This window comes from Frankia sp. R82 (assembly GCF_023716925.1).
Lineage (GTDB): Bacteria > Actinomycetota > Actinomycetes > Frankiales > Frankiaceae > Frankia.
Window position 1 is genome coordinate 1 of the sequence record NZ_JAMQQG010000080.1, and the last position, 18939, is coordinate 18939.

13 protein-coding genes and 2 pseudogenes are annotated in these 18939 nt (G+C 71.0%); 9 read left to right on the forward strand and 6 right to left on the reverse strand.

Going from position 1 to position 18939, the window contains the following annotated elements; genetic code table 11:
* A pseudogene (locus tag ND747_RS14485) lies at positions 1 to 1037 on the reverse strand (serine/threonine protein kinase); the annotation flags it as partial.
* Between the two features lie 172 nt (positions 1038 to 1209).
* Here ND747_RS14485 and ND747_RS14490 point away from each other — a divergent pair.
* The 5 genes from ND747_RS14490 to ND747_RS14510 all read left to right on the forward strand — a co-directional run bounded on the left by ND747_RS14490 (position 1210) and on the right by ND747_RS14510 (position 5269).
* Positions 1210 to 1953, forward strand: coding sequence for a peptidase E (locus ND747_RS14490; protein ID WP_251734146.1), 744 nt, complete (start codon positions 1210 to 1212; stop codon positions 1951 to 1953).
* 88 nt (positions 1954 to 2041) lie between these two features.
* Positions 2042 to 2857, forward strand: coding sequence for a lipoyl(octanoyl) transferase LipB (gene lipB, locus ND747_RS14495; RefSeq protein WP_285900530.1), 816 nt, complete (start codon positions 2042 to 2044; stop codon positions 2855 to 2857).
* On the forward strand, positions 2854 to 3837 hold the full coding sequence (gene lipA, locus ND747_RS14500) for a lipoyl synthase (RefSeq protein WP_251734148.1): 984 nt from the start codon (positions 2854 to 2856) through the stop codon (positions 3835 to 3837). Before lipB ends, lipA begins: the two co-directional genes overlap by 4 nt.
* Positions 3838 to 4012: 175 nt before the next feature.
* The gene (locus ND747_RS14505; RefSeq protein ID WP_251734149.1) at positions 4013 to 4318 is read left to right on the forward strand and encodes a hypothetical protein; all 306 of its coding nucleotides are present in this window, start codon (positions 4013 to 4015) and stop codon (positions 4316 to 4318) included.
* A gap of 120 nt (positions 4319 to 4438) precedes the next feature.
* Positions 4439 to 5269, forward strand: a complete 831-nt coding sequence (locus ND747_RS14510) for a DUF4191 domain-containing protein (protein ID WP_251734150.1) — start codon at positions 4439 to 4441, stop codon at positions 5267 to 5269.
* 674 nt (positions 5270 to 5943) lie between these two features.
* Here ND747_RS14510 and ND747_RS14515 read toward each other — a convergent pair.
* Entirely contained in the window at positions 5944 to 6423 is a 480-nt protein-coding gene (locus tag ND747_RS14515) for an RDD family protein (protein ID WP_251734151.1), read from the reverse strand.
* 181 nt (positions 6424 to 6604) lie between these two features.
* Between ND747_RS14515 and glnA the strand changes: the two genes are divergently transcribed.
* Both glnA and glnII read left to right on the forward strand, forming a co-directional pair.
* Positions 6605 to 8029, forward strand: coding sequence for a type I glutamate--ammonia ligase (gene glnA / locus ND747_RS14520; protein WP_251734152.1), 1425 nt, complete (start codon positions 6605 to 6607; stop codon positions 8027 to 8029).
* A gap of 300 nt (positions 8030 to 8329) precedes the next feature.
* Positions 8330 to 9397 carry a glutamine synthetase GlnII gene (glnII, locus tag ND747_RS14525; protein ID WP_251734153.1) on the forward strand — a complete coding sequence of 356 codons (1068 nt, stop codon included), beginning with the start codon at positions 8330 to 8332 and terminating at the stop codon, positions 9395 to 9397.
* Between the two features lie 245 nt (positions 9398 to 9642).
* Here the strand turns inward: glnII and ND747_RS14530 are convergent, their stop codons facing one another.
* Together ND747_RS14530 and ND747_RS14535 are read right to left on the reverse strand one after the other, a co-directional pair.
* Entirely contained in the window at positions 9643 to 12744 is a 3102-nt protein-coding gene (locus tag ND747_RS14530; RefSeq protein ID WP_251734154.1) for a bifunctional [glutamine synthetase] adenylyltransferase/[glutamine synthetase]-adenylyl-L-tyrosine phosphorylase, read from the reverse strand.
* 62 nt (positions 12745 to 12806) lie between these two features.
* Positions 12807 to 14165 carry a glutamine synthetase family protein gene (locus ND747_RS14535; protein WP_251734155.1) on the reverse strand — a complete coding sequence of 453 codons (1359 nt, stop codon included), beginning with the start codon at positions 14163 to 14165 and terminating at the stop codon, positions 12807 to 12809.
* 329 nt (positions 14166 to 14494) lie between these two features.
* Between ND747_RS14535 and ND747_RS14540 the strand changes: the two genes are divergently transcribed.
* Entirely contained in the window at positions 14495 to 15070 is a 576-nt protein-coding gene (locus tag ND747_RS14540) for a TlpA disulfide reductase family protein (protein WP_251734156.1), read from the forward strand.
* A gap of 558 nt (positions 15071 to 15628) precedes the next feature.
* Positions 15629 to 16348 carry a dienelactone hydrolase family protein gene (locus tag ND747_RS14545; RefSeq protein WP_251734157.1) on the forward strand — a complete coding sequence of 240 codons (720 nt, stop codon included), beginning with the start codon at positions 15629 to 15631 and terminating at the stop codon, positions 16346 to 16348.
* 93 nt (positions 16349 to 16441) lie between these two features.
* Here ND747_RS14545 and thrS read toward each other — a convergent pair whose 3' ends face one another.
* Both thrS and ND747_RS14555 read right to left on the reverse strand, forming a co-directional pair.
* On the reverse strand, positions 16442 to 18418 hold the full coding sequence (thrS, locus tag ND747_RS14550; RefSeq protein ID WP_251734158.1) for a threonine--tRNA ligase: 1977 nt from the start codon (positions 18416 to 18418) through the stop codon (positions 16442 to 16444).
* 233 nt (positions 18419 to 18651) lie between these two features.
* Positions 18652 to 18939 (reverse strand): annotated as a pseudogene (locus ND747_RS14555) (hypothetical protein); the annotation flags it as partial.

The following is an 18939-nucleotide window of genomic DNA, read 5'->3' on the forward strand; positions in this document are numbered from 1 at the left end:
GCGTGGCCGCGCCCGCCCTGGCGAGCACTGCGGCGCGACGAGGCCGAACGCCCCGGTGGCGGCGGCAGCGAGTCGAGCAACTCCCCGGCGTGCACAGCGGTGGCACCGGTGGCTGCCCGGGTGGACCGCGCCTGCTCGCCCGGCCCGCTGTCGGCCTCCTCCGCCCGGTCCCGACCGCCGCCGTCCCCACCGCCCCTACTCTGGCGGTCGGGACGGGCGCCGGCCAGCAGCCGCGGTTGCCCATCCCCATCCGGCGGGTGCACGGGCAGCACGTGCACGGTCGCACCCGAACCGCCGGCGTCCGGCCCTCTCCCGACGCCGTGACCGCCGCCTGGACCGCCGCCTGGACCGACAGGATCGGGCAGGTCGAGGCGCACCGGCAGCGGTGCCGCGCTACGGGCGAGCACCGCGGCCAGATCATCCGCACTCGGCCGGCGCTGGACGTCGTCGACCATCGCCGTGGCCACCGCGACCGCCACCGCGGCCGCCTCCGGCCCGACGGCCTCGCGCATCGACTCGAGCAGGATCGTGGCCAGATCATGAACATCGCCCGCGGCCACCGCGGGGACCGTGGCCGCTGCCCGCTCCGCGTCGGCCAGACCAGCCACACCCAGGCCCATGAGCACCGGCCGGCCGGTCGGCTCCAACAGGACATCCTCGGGCCCGAGCCGGCCATGGACGATCCCGAGGGCATGCGCGGCGGCCAGTGCCTGTGCGATCGGCAGACCCACGGTGACGACCTCGCCGGGATCGAGCGTGCCGCGGGCAGCCAGCAGTCGGGCCAGGCTGATCGCCCCAGCGACCGGTTCGGTGATCAGAACCAGACCATCGGAGATCGGCAGCACCGCGATCACCGGCACCAGATGGGGATGGCTGAGCCCGGCCAGCGCCTCGGCCGCGGCCGCGGCCTCCGAGCGCAGCACCGGATCGGGTGCCAGCCGCACCCGCCGCACGACACATTCCGCACCGGACAGCTCGATCTGCCCGGACCACAGCTCGCCGGCACCGGCACCCCGCAGGCGTGAGCGTACGCTCACGCCTGGTACATCAGGTGCGCCACCCACCCGCCGGGCCGGCCTGCCGGGGGGATCGTCCGAGAAGGTCACAAGTAGCGACGCTAGGCTCAAAACCGGCGACACAGCAGGCATCTCCGCCAGTTGTGGATAACTTTCTACGATCTCCGGATCCGACGACGAGAAAGCGAGTGCCGTGCAGATCCTCGCCACCAGCGCCGGTTTCCTGCCGGACGGCCGCCACGGTGCGCGGGTGGGTCCCGTCCTGCATCATGCCCTGGACCTGGCCGGTGCCGGGGCACGCCCGCGGCTGTGCCTGTTGCAGACCGCCCTCGGCGACGACCAGGGCGCCTACGCCCGCGGCTACGCCGCCTTCAACCGGGATCGTCCGGACGTGGTGCTGTCCCACCTGGCGTTGTTCCCGATGCCCAACATCGCTGACGTCCGGGCCCACCTGCTGGCCCAGGACGTCGTCTGGGTCGGTGGCGGCAGCGTGGCGAACCTGCTGGCGGTGTGGGCGACGCACGGGCTCGGCGAGATCTTCCGGGCGGCGTGGGAGGCCGGCGTCGTCCTCGGTGGGGTGTCCGCCGGTTCCCTGTGCTGGCATGTCGGTGGCACCACCGACTCGTTCGGTCCGGACCTGCGCCCGGTGACGAACGGGCTGGCCCTGCTGCCGTACAGCAACACCCCGCACTACGACTCCGAGCCGGGACGGCGTCCGCTCTACCAGCGCCTGGTCGCCGACGGTGCGCTGCCCGCCGGCTGGGCCACCGACGACGGCGTCGGCCTGCACTTTCGGGGCACCGAGCTGGTGGAGGCGGTCGCCGACCGGCCGAACGCCCGGGCCTGGCGGGTCGAACCCGGCCCGAACGGCACCGCGGTGGAGACACCGGTCGAACCCAGACTGCTGCCCGGATCCCGCACCGGCGACTCCCACTAGCCCACCCCGGGCTCCCCGCAGACGTCTGCGGGAAGCTGCCGGCAGCCCCGGGCGGAATACCCGCCAGCCGCTTCGAACGCACCGCCGGCTGCACGGGCGCTCGGCGGCCGTCGGCGGGCACCTCGATGCCCCCGGGACGGTCGGTGCGCGGGCGTACGCTTTTGGGGTGGACGTTCTCAGGCTGGCCGTGGTCCCCTACCGCGAGGCGTGGGACCTGCAGCGTTCGCTCGCCGAGGCCCGGGTGGCCGATGCGGCCGACGACACTCTCATCCTGGTCGAGCATCCCAGCGTCTACACCGCGGGCCGGCGCACCCAGCCCTTCGAGCGCCCGCTGGACGGCACCGAGGTGATCGACGTCGACCGTGGCGGGCGGATCACCTGGCACGGCCCCGGGCAGCTCGTCGGCTATCCGGTGCTGAAGCTGCCTCGCCCCCTCGACGTCGTGGCGTACGTCCGGGCGCTGGAGCAGGCGCTGATCGACAGCTGCGCGGAGTTCGGCCTCCAGACCCGCCGGGTCGAGGGCCGCAGCGGTGTCTGGACGACGGACGCTCATCGCAAGATCGCCGCGATCGGCGTGCGGGTGCGCCAGGCGGTCACCACCCACGGCTTCGCCCTGAACTGCCTCACCGACCTGGGTGATTTCGGCCGGATCGTTCCGTGCGGCATCACCGATGCCGGGGTGACGAGCCTGTCCGCCGAGCTCGGCCGCCCGGTCACCGTCGCCGACGCCCGTCCGGTCGTCGAGCGGCACACCCTCGCCGTGCTCGACCGTTATCTCGGCGGGCGCCACCTCGGCGACCGGGTCACCGCCCGGGTCGAACCCGTGGCCACGACCATCACACCGCCCGGCGCAGCCACCAGTGGCTCCGAGGCTGCCGTTCGTCGCGAGGAGCTCGTCAGATGACCGTCGCACCGCAGGGTCGGCCACTGCTGCGCCTGGAGGCCCGTAACGCGCAGACCCCGATCGAACGCAAGCCCCCGTGGATCCGCACCCGGATGCGCACCGGCCCCGAATACCAGGACGTCAAGGGCCTCGTGCGGGGCGCCGGGCTGCACACCGTGTGCGAGGAGGCCGGCTGCCCGAACATCTACGAGTGCTGGGAGGACCGGGAGGCGACCTTCCTCGTCGGCGGAGATGTCTGCACCCGCAGGTGTGACTTCTGCCAGATCGATTCGGGCCGTCCCACCGCGCTCGACCCGGACGAGCCGCGCCGCGTCGCGGAGTCCGTGCGCACGATGGGTCTGCGCTACGCCACCGTCACCGGCGTCGCCCGCGACGATCTGGCCGACGGCGGCGCCTGGGTGTACGCCGAGACCGTCCGCCAGATCCACGCCCTGTCGCCCGGCACCGGGGTCGAGGTACTGATTCCGGACTTCGGCGCCCGGCCCGAGCAGCTCGGCGAGGTCTTCGCCGCCGCCCCCGAGGTGCTCGCCCACAACCTCGAGACCGTGCCGCGGATCTTCCGGCGGATCCGCCCGGCGTTTCGCTACGACCGATCCCTCGATGTGCTGCGCCAGGCCCGTACCGCCGGACTGGTGACGAAGTCGAACCTCATCCTGGGTCTCGGTGAGACCCCGGACGAGGTCCACGAGGCGATGCGCGACCTGCACGCCGCCGGGTGCGAGCTGCTCACCGTCACCCAGTACCTGCGGCCCACCCCGCGCCACCATCCGGTGGAGCGCTGGGTGCGCCCCGAGGAGTTCCTCGACTGGGAGCGGGTCGGCGCCGAGCTGGGGTTCGCCGGGGTGATGTCCGGCCCGCTGGTCCGCTCCTCCTACCGGGCCGGCCGGCTTTACCAACAGGCCATCACCGCACGTGGCGAAGATCATAGCAAGTTGCCCCAGTTTCCCCCAAGCGCACCCGTGACTTCTCACACGCAGTGACTGCGGGCCTGGTAGACACCCGCACCGGGGCGCTAGGGTGGCACTACAGCTTCACCCCAGGTCACCACCGAGCTCACTCCAGGTCGCGATGGGGCTTTCGTCGCGGCTGAATCCTCCGCGTTCGCATCCTTCCTCCACCCGTGCCCACGACCGTGCCCGGGAGGTCGTTCCCATCGTGCTCCGTTCACTGCTCAGTGCTCTCGAAGAAGCCACGTTGCTCCTCCTGCCGCAGGGCGGCCAGAAGACCGCGCGGCGCAACGCCTGGCGGGCCGCCGCCGACCTGCAGGGCGCCCGGGGCGCCGGCTGGCTCGAGCCGGTCCACATCACCCCGGTCCGCCCCGCGCCCGGCCCGCTGCTCGCGGAGCAGCGCAGACCCGAGGTCGTGCCGATTGAGCTGCCTCGAGGCGAGCTGTCTCGTCCCGGCGTCCGGCTGTTGCCCTCAGCCGCGCCTGCGGCTGTGGCTGCGATCGCGCGCAGCTGACGACCGAAACCTCCCGAGGCGGGGTCGGCACCGCCCACCGGCGGTCGCCACGGCCGTCCGTGATCGCCATCGTGGCAGCGGCCCTGCTGGCAGCCCGTCCTAGGCCGTAGGCTCGCGGACATGGCACTGAGGAAGCAGCCACGGGACACCGCCCCCGCGGCGCCGCAGAAGAACGTGTCCGCGGGAGCGGGCGCAAAGAACGGGACAGGCCGCAGCGGCGCCACCGGGCGAGGCGGCGCGGACGGAGCGAACGGCCGCGGCGCCACCGGCTCGGCCGCGGCGGCACAGGGCACGGGGATGCGCGCCCGGTTCGCCCAGGTGCGGCTCGTCTTCGCGATGACCCGCAAGCGCGATCCGCAGGTCCTGTGGATCACCCTGGCCGGCCTGCTCGTCCCCCTTGTCCTGGGCATCGTCCTCGGCCTGTTCATCGGCCCGCTCTACGTGTGGATCCCGATCGGCGTCCTGCTCGGCGCTGTGATCGCGCTCAACCTGTTCAGCCGACGGGTCCAACGCACCGCCTACGCCGAGATGGAAGGCAAGCCCGGCGCCGCGGCCGGGGTCATCGAGCGGATGCGCGGTGACTGGCGGATCACCCCGGCCGTCGGGATCAACCGCAACCAGGACGTGGTTCACCGGGTCGTCTCCAGGGCCGGTGTGATCATCATTGCCGAGGGTCGGGGCCGCGGGCCCCGCGAGCTGCTGGCCGCCGAGAAGCGCCGGATCCGCAGGGCCGTGGGCGACGCCCCCGTCACCGACATCATCGTCGGCAGCGGCGAGGGCGAGGTCCCGCTACCGAAGCTGCAGAGCACCCTCATGCGGATGCGTCGCACACTGCCCCGCGGCGAGGTCGACGCCCTCGACCGGCGGCTGCGGGCGATGGGCGGCGCGGCGCTGCCGATCCCCAAGGGTCCGATTCCCCGCAACATCCCCCGCGGCGGCCGACCGCGCTGACCCACCACCGGCCATCCGTGTCGGTGACCCCACCCATCGCGGCCAGAACCACACTCCGTTACGGAACTACCGTTTCAAGCCGGATTATGCACACGGCCTCTCGGGTTGGCGGTGGCCTTGCTCGGCGCTAACCGCATGATGGTTGACCTGCGTTTGCGGGGTGCGTGCAGCTACAAGCATCAGTAGTGATCTTGCTGGGCCCCGCGTGGTCACAGGATGGCCGTTGAGATCAGGTGATCGCCCACAGCCGGCCAGTCCCATCGGCGGAGGTGGTAGCGAGCAGGGTGCCGTCCGGCGAGAACGACCCCCACTCCGTCAACCACATCCCGATTGTCCAACCCAAGCAGCCACACACCGCCGGCCCGCGCCCAGACCGACGGGAGCGGATCGCGGATTGTGGAGCGCAGGGCGACGACGGTCGACGTCCGCGGCAGCAGGCACGCTGGAACACAGATCGATCCACGGATCGTGACGCCGCCTTCGGGGCTCGCGGGCACGTGCGGCGCGCACGGGTCGTCGCGGGCGAATTCGTGTCCGAGCTGCCTCCCACAACGATCCGTGTAGGCAGATCCTGCTCCGCGGCCCGCTACGGGACGGGACGAACTCCGAGTCCGCGATTGCGGCCAGCCGCGGAGGCTCCAAGGGTTCCTGGGCCGGGGTATGCCGGGACGGGCTCAGCCGGTGGCGTCGGAGCGGACCGGGTCGCGCACCACCACGGTGCCGGCGGCCCGGTCGTGCGTGCCGCGCAGGTCGCGGTCCCAGATCAGGACCGGCACGAGCAGCGCGAGCAGCAGGGTCCGCAGGGCGATCCACGGCCAGGACTGCAGCCCGCGATCACGCAGCCGGATCACCCGGATACCCAGCAGCCGCATGCCGATCGTCTGCCCGGACGTGGCTACCAGGATGAACTCCTCCAACAGGAACACCAGGTAGATCGCCAGACCACGCGCATCGGTCGAGTAGCGCAGCCCAGCGAGGAAAAGCACGCCGACGATCAGGTTCGCGGCGACCGCGTCGACGAGGTAGGCGGCCAGGCGCGGCCCGAAACCCACCACCGAGCCCCGGCCGTGTTCGGGCAGCCCCAGCCGTACGCCAGGCTCCCCATCCCGCGGCAGACCTGGACCCTCGAGCCAGCCTCCAAGCGCACGTCCCACGACGCAAGCTTATGCGCCACACCAAGCTGCACCCAACAGATCACCAAGAGTGATAAAGTCCCCCCTTGTAACGTAACCGAAACGACTTTGTGATGTCATGTGCCTGCTCGGACATGACCAAAGACATCTCGACATGCCGTGATGCACAGGCCGGAAAGCGTGACAGGAGGCTGGAGGACGAATGTTCACCAACGCCGAGGACGTGCTCCGCTATATCCGCGACGAGAAGGTTCAGTTCATCGACGTACGGTTCTGCGACCTGCCCGGGATCATGCAGCATTTCACGATTCCCACCCAGGTTTTCGCGGAGTCGGTCTTCACGGACGGGCTCATGTTCGACGGGTCCTCCATCCGGGGATTCCAGGCCATTCACGAGTCCGACATGCTGCTGCTGCCGGATCCGCAGACGGCTTTTGTTGATCCGTTCCGCGAGCACAAGACCCTCGCCATGACGTTCTTCATCCACGACCCGATCACCAAGGAGCAGTACTCGCGCGACCCGCGCAACATCGCCAAGAAGGCCGAGACCTACCTGCGCGGCACCGGTATCGCCGACACCGCGTACTTCGGCCCGGAGGCGGAGTTCTACATCTTCGACGACGTCCGGTACGACTACAACCCGTACGGCTCCATGCACCAGGTCGACTCGGTCGAGGCGGCCTGGAACACCGCCCGCAAGGAGGAGGGCGGCAACCTCGGCTACAAGCCCCGGTTCAAGGGCGGCTACTTCCCGGTCCCGCCCACCGACCACTTCACCGACCTGCGCTCCGAGATGACCCGGGTGCTCTACGAGACCGGCATCACCGTCGAGATGCAGCACCACGAGGTCGGCACCGCGGGTCAGGCCGAGATCGACATCCGTTTCGACACGCTGTTGAAGACCGCCGACAACCTGATGCTCTACAAGTACGTCATCCGCAACGTGGCCCGCAGCCGGGGCAAGACCGTCACCTTCATGCCCAAGCCGCTGTTCGAGGACAACGGCTCCGGCATGCACGTGCACTCCAGCCTGTGGAAGGACGGCGAGCCGCTGTTCTACAGCGCCAACGGCTACGGCGGCCTGTCGGACATCGCGCGCTTCTACATCGGCGGGCTGCTGCACCACGCCCCGGCACTGCTCGCGTTCACCAACCCGACGACGAACTCCTACCGGCGGCTGGTGCCCGGCTACGAGGCCCCGGTGAACCTCGTCTACTCGGCCCGCAACCGCTCGGCCTGCTGCCGCATCCCGCTCGGCGGTGACTCGCCGAAGGCGAAGCGGGTGGAGTTCCGCGTGCCGGACCCGAGCTGCAACCCGTATCTCGCCTTTGCCGCCATGCTCATGGCCGGCCTGGACGGCATCCGCAACAAGATCGACCCACCGGACCCCATCGACAAGGACCTCTACGAGCTTCCCCCGGACGAACTGGCCGCCGTTCCGCAGGTGCCCGGATCGCTGGAGAAGGTGCTTGACGCCCTTGAGGCCGACCACGAGTTCCTGCGTGAGGGCGATGTTTTCACGACTGACCTGATCGAAACCTGGGTGGACTACAAGCGGCGTAACGAGGTCGATGCGATCCGGCTTCGTCCGCACCCTTACGAGTTCACCCTCTACTACGACATCTGAGCCGGTCGGTTCGTCGACTGAATGTTTCCGGCGAACCGCGGCGACCAGGTGTTGAAAAATGCTGGACACCGGGGCGGCACATGCGCCGCCGCGGTCAGGGGGCGTCCTGTCACGCTGCCGGCAGCAATGCCGACAGTCACCCACGAGAGACAAAGAATTAACAATCATGGAACGGTTCGGTAACCAGGCCCGACGAAGCTCCGACCGAACCCTCCCGTCACCGCGGCCTGGGTCGGCCTCCCCCTGGCCGATCACGAAGTCGCTCCGTCAGGTGCAGGACCCACAGCGGGGAGTAATTGAGTGAGTTATCAGGCCGAGTACATCTGGATCGACGGCACCGAGCCCGACCCGCTGATGCGCAGCAAGACGCGCATCGTCAAGGACGGTCAGGAGCCGGACATCTGGGGCTTCGACGGCTCGAGCACCAACCAGGCGCCGGGATCCAACTCGGACTGCGTGCTGCGTCCCGTCTTCGTCACGCCCGACCCGCTCCGGGGCGGTGACAACCGGCTGGTGCTGTGCGAGGTCGAGCTGACCGACTTCACACCCCACCCGACCAACACCCGGGCGTTCAGCCGCAGCGTCGCCGAGAAGTACGCCGACATGTCGCCGATGTTCGGTATCGAGCAGGAGTACACCTTCTTCAAGGACGGCCGTCCCTACGGCTGGCCCGAGGTCGGCTACCCCGCGCCGCAGGGTCCGTACTACTGCGGTGTCGGCGGTTCCAAGATGCCGGGCCGCCAGATCGTGGAGCGTCACACCCAGGCGTGCCTCGACGCCGGCCTCGCCATCGAGGGCACCAACGCCGAGGTCATGATGGGCCAGTGGGAGTTCCAGATCGGTGTGCTGCCGACGCCCGCGATCGGCGACCAGATCTGGCTGGGTCGGTGGCTGCTGCACCGCATCGCCGAGGACTACGGCGTCGAGGTGTCCTTCGCCGCCAAGCCGATCCTCGGCGACTGGAACGGTGCCGGCGCGCACACCAACTTCTCCACCAAGCAGACGATGGCCGGCTGGGATGCCATCGTCACCTGCTGTGAGGCTCTGGGCACCCGCGTCATGGAGCACGTCACCCACTACGGGACGGGCATCCAGGACCGGCTGACCGGCAAGCACGAGACCGCCCCCTGGGACAAGTTCTCCTGGGGCGCTTCGGACCGTGGCGCGTCGGTCCGCATCCCGTGGGCGGTCGAGAAGGCGAAGAAGGGCTGGCTGGAGGACCGTCGTCCGAACGCCAACATGGACCCGTACCTGGTCTCCGCGCTGATGGTCGACACCTGCTGCAGCGCGCTGGCCGGCGACAAGCCGACCCTGTTCGTGCCGGAGCAGGGCACCCCGACCGTCGTCGGCGTCACCGCCAGCGTCTGACCGGTCGACCGGTCCAGTCCAGCTGACCGATCCGACCTGACCGGGGCGCTCGCGCGGGGGAGTGCGTCCGCCCCGGTTGCTCGACGAACTCCGCGGCGCCGCGACGGTGTGGACCGCGACGTGAGGCGACAGCCGAAGGCCGGCCGTCCGGGACTCCTGCCCTCGGACGGCCGGCCTTCGGCGTTTCGGTGGCTGTCAGCTGTCGGCTGTCGGCTGTCGCACGGCTCAGCGGGGGCAGGACGGGCTCAGCCGAAGCCCGAGGTCTGCTCGCGGGCAAAGACGGCCTGCACCACCCGTTCGGCCCGCCGGGCCAGTCGCTGGTGCTCGGCGAACAGCTCTGCCGCTCCCCCGGCCGGCCACCCGGCAGCCCGCGCCGTGCGCTCGGCCTCGTGCGGGTCACGGGGCACCAGATCGGGATCGCGCCGTCCGGCGAGGGTGCCCGCGCCCCGGATCCGCGACGCCGACAGCCACGCCGCCTGCAGGTCGCCGGCATCGCCCTCGCCGAGCAGGCCGGTGAGGACCGCGGCCCGCAGGCCATCCAGGGTCGAGGTGGTCCGCAGCGACGGCAGGGTGCGGGCATGGCGCAGCTGCAGGATCTGCACCGTCCATTCCACGTCGGTGAGGCCGCCGGGACCGAACTTCAGATGGCGGGCCGGGTCGATGCCACGCGGCACCCGCTCGCGTCGCATCCGCCCACGCAGCCGAACAATCTCGGCCAGCGCCGTCGCCGGCAGGGCCTGCGGGTAGCGCACCAGGTCGATGAGCCGGCAGAAGCGGTAGGCGAGATCCGGGTCCCCGGCCAGGGGTCGGGCCCGCAGCAAGGCCTGTGACTCCCAGTCCCTGGACCATCGCCGGTAGTAGGACTCGTAGGCATCAAGGGTGCGTGACGCCGGCCCGCTGCGGCCTTCGGGTCGCAGGGCCGTGTCCAGGCGCAGTGCGGGATCCGGTCCGGGCAGGGCCAGCAGCCGGTGCAGCTCACCGACCACCTCGGCGGCGGCCCGTCCCGCCTCCTGCTCGCCGTACCCGGCGCGGGGCGCGTGGACGAACACCACGTCGGCGTCGCTGGCGTACGACATCTCGTCCCCGCCGAGGCGTCCCATCGCGATGACGGCCATCCGGGCGGGCAGCCGGTCCGGATCCCCGCCGGCGACACGGCGCTGCGCGACCAGCAGCCCAGCCGTGACGGTGGCCGCCGCGGCGTCGCTGAGTGCCCGGCCGACCGCGGCGACGTCCAGCAGTCCCAGCAGGTCGGCGCAGGCGACCCGGACCAGTTCGACGCGGCGCACCGCCCGGCCCCGGCCGATGGCGTCCTCGGAGTCCGGGTTGCGGTGCACGATGGCCAGCAGGGTGCGCGAGAGCGCCTCGCGGGGTACCGGCACCAGATCGGCCTCGGTCCGCAACAGCCGTACCGATTCCGGTGCCTGCGCCATCAGATCGGCAACGTACGGGCTGGTCGCGAGCACGCGGGCCAGCCTGTCGGCGGCGCCGGCCGAGTCGCGCAGCAGTCGCAGGTACCACGGCACCCGGCCGAGCGCCTCGCTGACCTGCCGGTAGGCCAACAGCCCCGCGTCCGGGGCGGGCGCGTCGGCGAAGGTCGGCAGCAGGGTGGGCAGCAGATGCCGCTGGATCGCCGCGGTCCGGCTGACGCCGCTGGTCAGTGCCTCGATGTGGCGCAGCGACCGCTGCGGCGTGACGAACCCCAGGGCGGTCAGCCACTGCGCCGCCTCGGCGTGGGAGAGCCGGATCTCCTCGGTGGACAGCCGGGCGACCGCCTCCAGCAACGGCTGGTAGAACAGCCGCTCGTGCATCGAGCGGACGGTGTGCGCGATCCGGGTCCGGGCGGCCTCGAACTCGGCGGCCGTGCGCAGCCCCATTGACCGGGCGAGCCAGCGCAGTTCGGCCGGTTGGCTCGGCAGGGTGTGCACCCGCCGCAGGTGGCGCAGCTGCAGCCGATGCTCGGCGGTGCGCAGGAACCGGTAGGCGTCGGCGAGCGCGGCGGCATCCCGGCGACCGACGTACCCACCGCGGACGAGGCCGTCGAGCGCGGGCAACGTCGCGTTCTCCCGCAGCTTCGGATCGGCCCGGCCGTGGACGAGCTGCAGCAGCTGCACCGCGAACTCGACGTCGCGCAGGCCGCCCGGGCCGAGTTTGAGGTCGCGGTCGGCCTGCGCCCGCGGCAACGTCGACTCGACCCGGCGCCGCATCGCCCGCACATCGGTGACGAAGTTCGGCCGCGAGGACGCCGTCCACACCAGCGGGGCGACCTGGGCGCAGAACCGGGCGCCAAGCTCGAGGTCACCGGCGATCGGCCGGGCCTTCAACAGCGCCTGGAACTCCCAGGTGCGCGCCCAGCGGCGGTAGTACGTCAGATGGCTGTCGAGGGTGCGTACCAGCGCGCCGTCGCGCCCCTCCGGGCGCAGGTTCGTGTCGACCTGGAACAGCGCCCCGGCCGACGTCACCAGCCCCGCGGCCCGGACCAGTCCCTCGGCCAACCGCGCCGCCGACCGCAGCACCGCATCGAGGTCGGCCTCGGTGTCACCATGGCGCTGGAGGTCGCCATGGCGCTGGGGGTCGGGGTCAGGGGCAGGGCCGGGGTCGGGGTCCTGAGGTGCGGCGACGAACAGAACGTCGACGTCACTGACATAGTTGAGCTCCCGGCCACCGCACTTGCCCATGCCGATCACCGCCAGCCGCACCGGCGGCAGGTCCGCCGGCAGACCGGCCCGGGCGATGGCCAGGGCCGCGTCGAGGGCGGCACCGGCGAGATCGGCGAGTTCAGCGGTGGCGTCGTCCAGGGCGACCGCGCCGGTCAGGTCCCGGGCGGCGAGGATGAGCAGCTCGCGGCGGTAGGCCAGGCGCAGGGCGTCGAGCACCTGCGACGTGTCGGCGCTCGCGCGGGGAACCGGCCCGGCCGGATCCGCGCCGACCGCCGCCAGCAGCATCGCGCGGGCACCGGCCGGGTCGGGACGCGCCGTCGCCAGTTCGTCCGGGGCCAGCACCCGCCAGTCCCCCGGCCGCCGGGCAAGATGATCTCCCAGCGCCCGGCTCGCCCCGAGCACCGCGCACAGCCGCTCCCGCAGCCCCGGTCGGGCCGTCAGCTCGGCGAGCAGGGACGGTCCGTCTCCCGGGCCGAGCGCGTCGACGAGCCGTTCCAGCCCGGCGAGGGCCAGATCAGGATCGGCGCTGGTAGCGAGGGCGGCCACGACGGGATGGTCGAGGGCGGTTGCGCCCTCGACCGCCAGCAGCGCCAGGCGCCGCATGGCGGCCTCGACCCGGTCGACATCGGTGAACCCGAGCCGGGCAAGCCGTGCGCCGACCGAACTGCCCCGCGGATGGTCGACCGTCACCCTGGCCGACCCCCACTCCGGTGCCGTCACCGGGCCGTGTGGCGGTACCTGCCCCTGCGACGTCACAGCACGGGCAGGTACCGGTCGATCTCGAACGGTGTGACCTGCCGCCGGTAGTCCTGCCATTCGGCCCGCTTGTTGCGCAGGAAGAACGCGAACAGCTCGTCGCCGAGGGTCTCCCGCACCAGCGACGACCCCTCCATCACCGTGATCGCATCGGCCAGGGAGCCGGGCAGGGCCGCGATCCCCCGCTCGCGGCGCTGTTCGTCGGTGAGCGTCCAGACGTCATCGGCGGCCGGGGCGGGCAGCTCGTATCCGCCCTGGACACCACGCAGCCCGGCGGCCAGCACCAGGGCGAAGGTCAGATACGGGTTGCAGGCGCTGTCCGGTAGCCGGAACTCGACCCGGGTGGCCTGCGACTTGTGCAGCTTGTAGAGCGGGACCCGCACCAGCGCGGAGCGGTTGTTGTGCCCCCAGCAGACATAGGCGGGCGCCTCCAGCACCTCGCCGGCCTGCTGGTCACCGATGAGGCGCTTGTAGGAGTTCACCCACTGGTTGGTCACGGCCGTGATCTCGGCGGCGTGGGTGAGCAGCCCGGCGATGAACGACTTGGCGACCTTGGAGAGCTGGTGTTCGTCGGTCGGGTCGTGGAAGGCGTTGCGGTCGCCCTCGAACAGGCTCAGATGCGTGTGCATCCCGGAACCCGCCTGGTCGCCGAACGGCTTGGGCATGAACGTGGCGTAGATGCCCTGGCGCAGCGCGACCTCCTTCACCACCTGGCGAAACGTCATGATGTTGTCCGCAATGGTGAGCGCGTCGGCATACCGCAGATCGATCTCCTGTTGCCCGGGCGCCACCTCGTGATGGCTGAACTCCACCGAGATACCGAGGCGTTCCAGCATGCTGATCGCCTGCTGGCGGAAGTCGTGGCTGATGTCGTTGGGCGTCAGGTCGAAGTAGCCTGACTCGTCGACCGGGGGCGGCATCGGCCCGCCGCGCCTGGGCGGCTCCTTGAGCAGGAAGAACTCGATCTCCGGATGGGTGTAGAACGTGAACCCCGCGTCGGCCGCCCGTGCCAGGGTGCGCCGCAGTACCCAGCGTGAGTCGGCGGCCGCCGGCCCGCCGTCCGGCATGATCAGGTCGCAGAACATTCGCGCGGTCAGTGGGTGCTCACCCCGCCAGGGCAGCACCTGGAACGTGGACGGGTCGGGCCGGGCCAGCATGTCCGCCTCGTGTACCCGGGCGAATCCCTCGATCGCCGAACCGTCGAACCCGATGCCCTCGGACAGTGCTCCTTCCAGTTCGGCCGGGGAGATCTCCACCGATTTCAGGTACCCGAGCACGTCGGTGAACCAGAGTCGGACGAAGCGGATGTCCCGCTCCTCGAGAGTCCGCAGCACGAACTCCTGCTGTTTGTCCATGACGCCTCCGCGCTGAGGTGAGGACTCGACGATACGGGCCCGTCCGACCTGAACCGACCATAGCGAGCCGGCCTCCCGACCGCCGTACCGTGACAGGCCGGCAACATCCGGGCAAACGCCCTTACCATGCCCTGCCCCGCCCGCCCCGTCGGAACCGGAAATCCCACTGTCCGCGCAGGTGACGACCATCCGGTCCGGCAGCGGGACAGCCGGCGGGACAGCCAGCGGGAGCCCCTGCCGACAACCACCACGCACACGGTACGCCGACCGACCTACACTTGTTCTACAAGCCGTAGTAGATCTGTGGGTGAGGGAGAGCCGTGCCACCGATGACCGGTGCAGTCCGCCGTGGGCCGGGGCGGTACGTCGTCCCGATGCTTGTGCTGGTGGCCTGCCTGTGCCTGGCCGACTGCCGCACAGGTGCCACGGCCGCGGACGGGAATGCGGGAACCGGGCCATCGAAGGCACGGCTCACCTTCACCGCGCCCGGCGAACGCAGACCCGCGCCGCAGACCATCGGCCTGACGCCCGCAGGGCAACGGGTCGATCTCGCGGCGCTGCGGGGACGCATCACCGTGGTCAACTTCTGGGCCTCGTGGTGCCCACCCTGCCGGGCGGAGACACCCGCCCTGGTGAGGACGGCGCACCAGCGTCCGACCGTTGCCTTTCTGGGCGTGAGCAAGGAGGACGCCGACACCGCCGCGACCTTCGTGCACGACTTTGCCGTGCCCTACCCCACGATCGTCGACAGGTATGGCACCCTGGCCGCGCGCTGGCCCGGCGTCCCCGGGCTGCCGACAACCTACGTGCTCGATCCGCACGGCGGAATCGCGGCTCGCTTCATCGCCGGCGTCACCACCGACGACCTTGACGGCGTCCTCGACCGACTGTCCGCAGAGACATAGCCGGCGGTTCTCCTGCCAGGCCGCGGCCAGGCGCCTTCTCCTGCCAGGCCGTGGCCGGGCGACCTGTCCTCGAACTCGGGCCCCCGCCCTCGGACCCGAACTCGGACCCCCCGCCCTCGGACCCGAATTTCGCCGCCCGACGCAGGCACATTCCGTGGCGCCGCCGACGCCCGGAGACTCGGTGTCACCCACCGCTACCAACCCGAGATCTTCCCCCGCCGATCCACGTCGGCGTGTCGATCTACGTGGTCCTTCTACCGGGTTGATCGCGCAATTCTGTCCGTTTCGTCCCTGTAGAAGCGTCCCGGGCGTGTCGTCGAGGCGCCCTGAGGGCGCGGTTTTCGTCCAGGAGGCGAACAGCAGGCGCCCAACGGTCACGCCACGTATGCGACGTAGCGTCCAGTAGTAAGAAGGGCGCGGATCGTTCCCATCTGACGAGGCTGTGGGATGGCTACCGAGTACCGGCAACCGGGCCGGAAGGGAAGGCCGGTCGCCGGGTCAGCGCAGAAGCCTGGACGCGGAGAAGCTCGGGTGGGCATCGTGAGCGGCGGAGGTGCCATGCGCACGCAGGAAATTGAATACGGCTACGAGGATCTGCACCTGATCGGCGAGTTCGCCGTCGACGACGAGCGGCCCGGGGCGCGGCCGGGGGTGCTGGTCTGCCATGGCGGGGGCGGCCTGACCGACCACACCCGCGACTGGACCCGCCGCCTGGCCGCGGCCGGCTACGCGGCCTTCGCCCTGGACTACTACGGGGGCGGCGGGCGGTCGGACAGCGAGCGCTCCGGCGACCGCTATGCCGGGCTGCTGGCCAGGCCCGAGCGTCAGCGGGCGCTGGCCCGGGCCGGTCTCGACGTGCTGCTCACCCAGCCGGAGGTCGCAGCCGGGCAGATCGCCGCGATCGGGTTCTGCTTCGGCGGAACGATCGCGCTGGAGCTGGCCCGCGCCGGCGCCGACCTGCGCGCCGTCGTCGGCTTCCACGCGGGCCTGGCCACGCAACAACCGGCCCAGCCGGGGGCGATCACCGGCCGGGTCCTGCTCTGTCTCGGCGCCGAGGACCCCATCGTCCCGGCGGACCAGCGCCTCGCCTTCGAGCAGGAGATGCGCACCGCCGAAGCCGACTGGGAGCTACGCCTGTACGGCGGCGCCGAGCACGGTTTCACCGACCCGATCACCGACGGCATCATCCCCGGCGTCCGCTACGACCAGCGCACCGCCGACCGCGCCTGGACCGCCATGATCGACCTGTTCACCGAGGTCTTCGAACCCCAGCCCTGACCACCGCCCACCAGCGATCCGCCCAGCCGCCGGCCTCGGCGGAGGATGAGACGGATGTCCCGTCCTCCGCGGCGGTCGGCGGTCGGTTGTGCGTCAGACCTGGATGCGACGGGTGACGGCGTCGAGGATCTCGGCGATCGCGTCGTCGACGGGGACGCCGTTGCGCTGGGTGCCGTCGCGGAAGCGGAAGGAGACGGCGCCGGCGGCGACGTCGTCGTTGCCGGCGAGCAGCATGAAGGGGACCTTCTGCTTCTGTGCGGTGCGGATCTTCTTCTGCATCCGCTCGTCGGAGGCGTCGACCTCGACGCGGATGCCCTGGGTGACCAGCCGGCGGGCGATCTCGTCGAGGTAGGGCACGTGCTCGTCGGTGATCGGGATGCCGACGACCTGCACGGGGGCGAGCCACGGCGGCAGGGCGCCGGCATAGTGCTCCAGCAGGATCGCGAGGAACCGTTCGATCGTGCCGAACAGCGCTCGGTGAATCATGAACGGGCGCTTACGGGTGCCGTCCGCGGCCTGGTACTCGAGGTCGAAGCGCTGCGGGAGCTGGAAGTCGACCTGGATGGTGGACAGCTGCCAGGTCCGGCCGATCGCGTCGCGGGCCTGTACGGAGATCTTCGGGCCGTAGAAGGCACCGCCGCCGGGGTCCATCACGAGCTCGAGGTCCTGCTTCTGCGCGGCCTCACGTAGCAGGTCGGTGGCCTCGGTCCATTCCTCGTCGGTGCCGACGGCCTTGCCCTCGGGGCGGGTCGACAGTTCCAGGTAGAAGTCGTCGAGGCCGTAGTCGCGTAGCAGGCCGAGCACGAAGCTCAGGGTGCTGTCGAGTTCGGCGGGCAGTTGTTCGCGGGCGCAGAACAGGTGCGCGTCGTCCTGGGTGAGGCCGCGCACCCGGGTCAGACCGTGCACCACGCCGGACTTCTCATACCGGTAGACGGTGCCGAACTCGAACAGCCGCAGCGGCAGTTCCCGGTACGACCGGCCGCGCGACCGGTAGATCAGGATGTGCATCGGGCAGTTCATCGGCTTGAGGTAGTAGTCGGTGCCGCCGTCGAGCTGCATGGGCGGGTACATACCGTCGGCGAACCAGTCGAGATGCCCGGAGATCTCGTACAGCTCGGACTTGGTGATGTGCGGGGTGTTGACGAACGAATAGCCCGCCTCGATGTGCCGACGACGCGAGTAGTCCTCCATGGCGGTACGCACGGCGCCGCCCTTGGGGTGGAACACCGACAGACCCGGGCCGATCTCGGTCGGGAAGGAGAACAGGTCGAGTTCGGCGCCGAGGCGGCGGTGGTCGCGCCGCTCGGCCTCGGCGAGGCGGGTCTGGTAGTCCTTCAGCGCCTCGCGGGATTCCCAGGCGGTGCCGTAGATGCGCTGCAGCTGCGGGTTCTTCTCGCTGCCCCGCCAGTAGGCGGCGGCCGACCGCAGAATCGCGAAGGCGGGAATCGACCGGGTGGTCGGCACGTGCGGACCGCGACAGAGATCCTTCCAGCACAGTTCGCCGGTCTTTGCGTCCAGGTTGTCGTAGATGGTCAGTTCGCCGCCGCCGACCTCGACACTCGCCTCGGCATCGTCACCGGCGCTCGACTTCAGACCGATCAGTTCCAGCTTGTACGGCTCGTCGGCAAGCTCGACGCGGGCCTCGTCGTCGCTGACGACCCGCCGGGCGAAACGCTGGCCGGACTTGATGATCGCCTGGGCCTTCTTCTCGATGGCCTTCAGATCGTCCGCGGTGAACGGGGTTTCGACGTCGAAGTCGTAGTAGAAGCCGTTGTCGATGGGCGGGCCGATGCCCAGGCGGGCCTTCGGGAACAGGTCCTGCACGGCCTGGGCGACGACATGCGCCGCCGAGTGCCGCACGATCGCCCGTCCGGCCGGGGAGTCGAGCGCGATCGGTTCGACGACGGCCCCGTCGACGAGGACGTGGGCGAGGTCACGCTGCTGGCCGTCGACCACCGCGGCGATGACCGAGCGGTCGTCTGCGAAGAGGCTGGCGGCCGTCGTACCGGTCGGCACCACCCGCGGCTCGCTGCGCTGGTCATGCTGGACGGTCACGCGGACGTCGGACACCGAGACTCTCCTGTGTGCGCTGGGACGCTGGCGCGGGAATCGTCCCGCGGACGGCGGGCAACCGCCCGGCGGGCGGCCCCACGGCAGGTTTCCCTGACCCGATCGTGATGCTACCCGCGCCCGCGCCCGACCCCCGGCCGCACACTCACGGTGATGGCTCGGGCGCGCGGGCGTCCGCTGCCCGTGGGTCCTCGGACGCCACGCCGTCCAGCTCGGCATCATCGCGGACCGTGTCATCTCTGCCGCCGACGGACGTGCCGCCGACGGACGTGCCGGCGACGGACGTGCCGGCAATGGCGGGGGGTGGCATCAAGTGCGCCGGGGATGGGTGTCCCCGCGCCGGGTGTGCTGGGCACGGACAGGCGGCCAGGGACGGGATACGTCCCGCCGACCGCGTAGGCGCCGCCCACCGGATAGGCGACCAGCCGGGGCATCGCCGCGCGTCCATCCGCGTGCCGCGGGCCGGTCGGAACGACACCGCCCGCGGGGGCACCACCGCCCGTCGGGACGGTGCCCGCGTG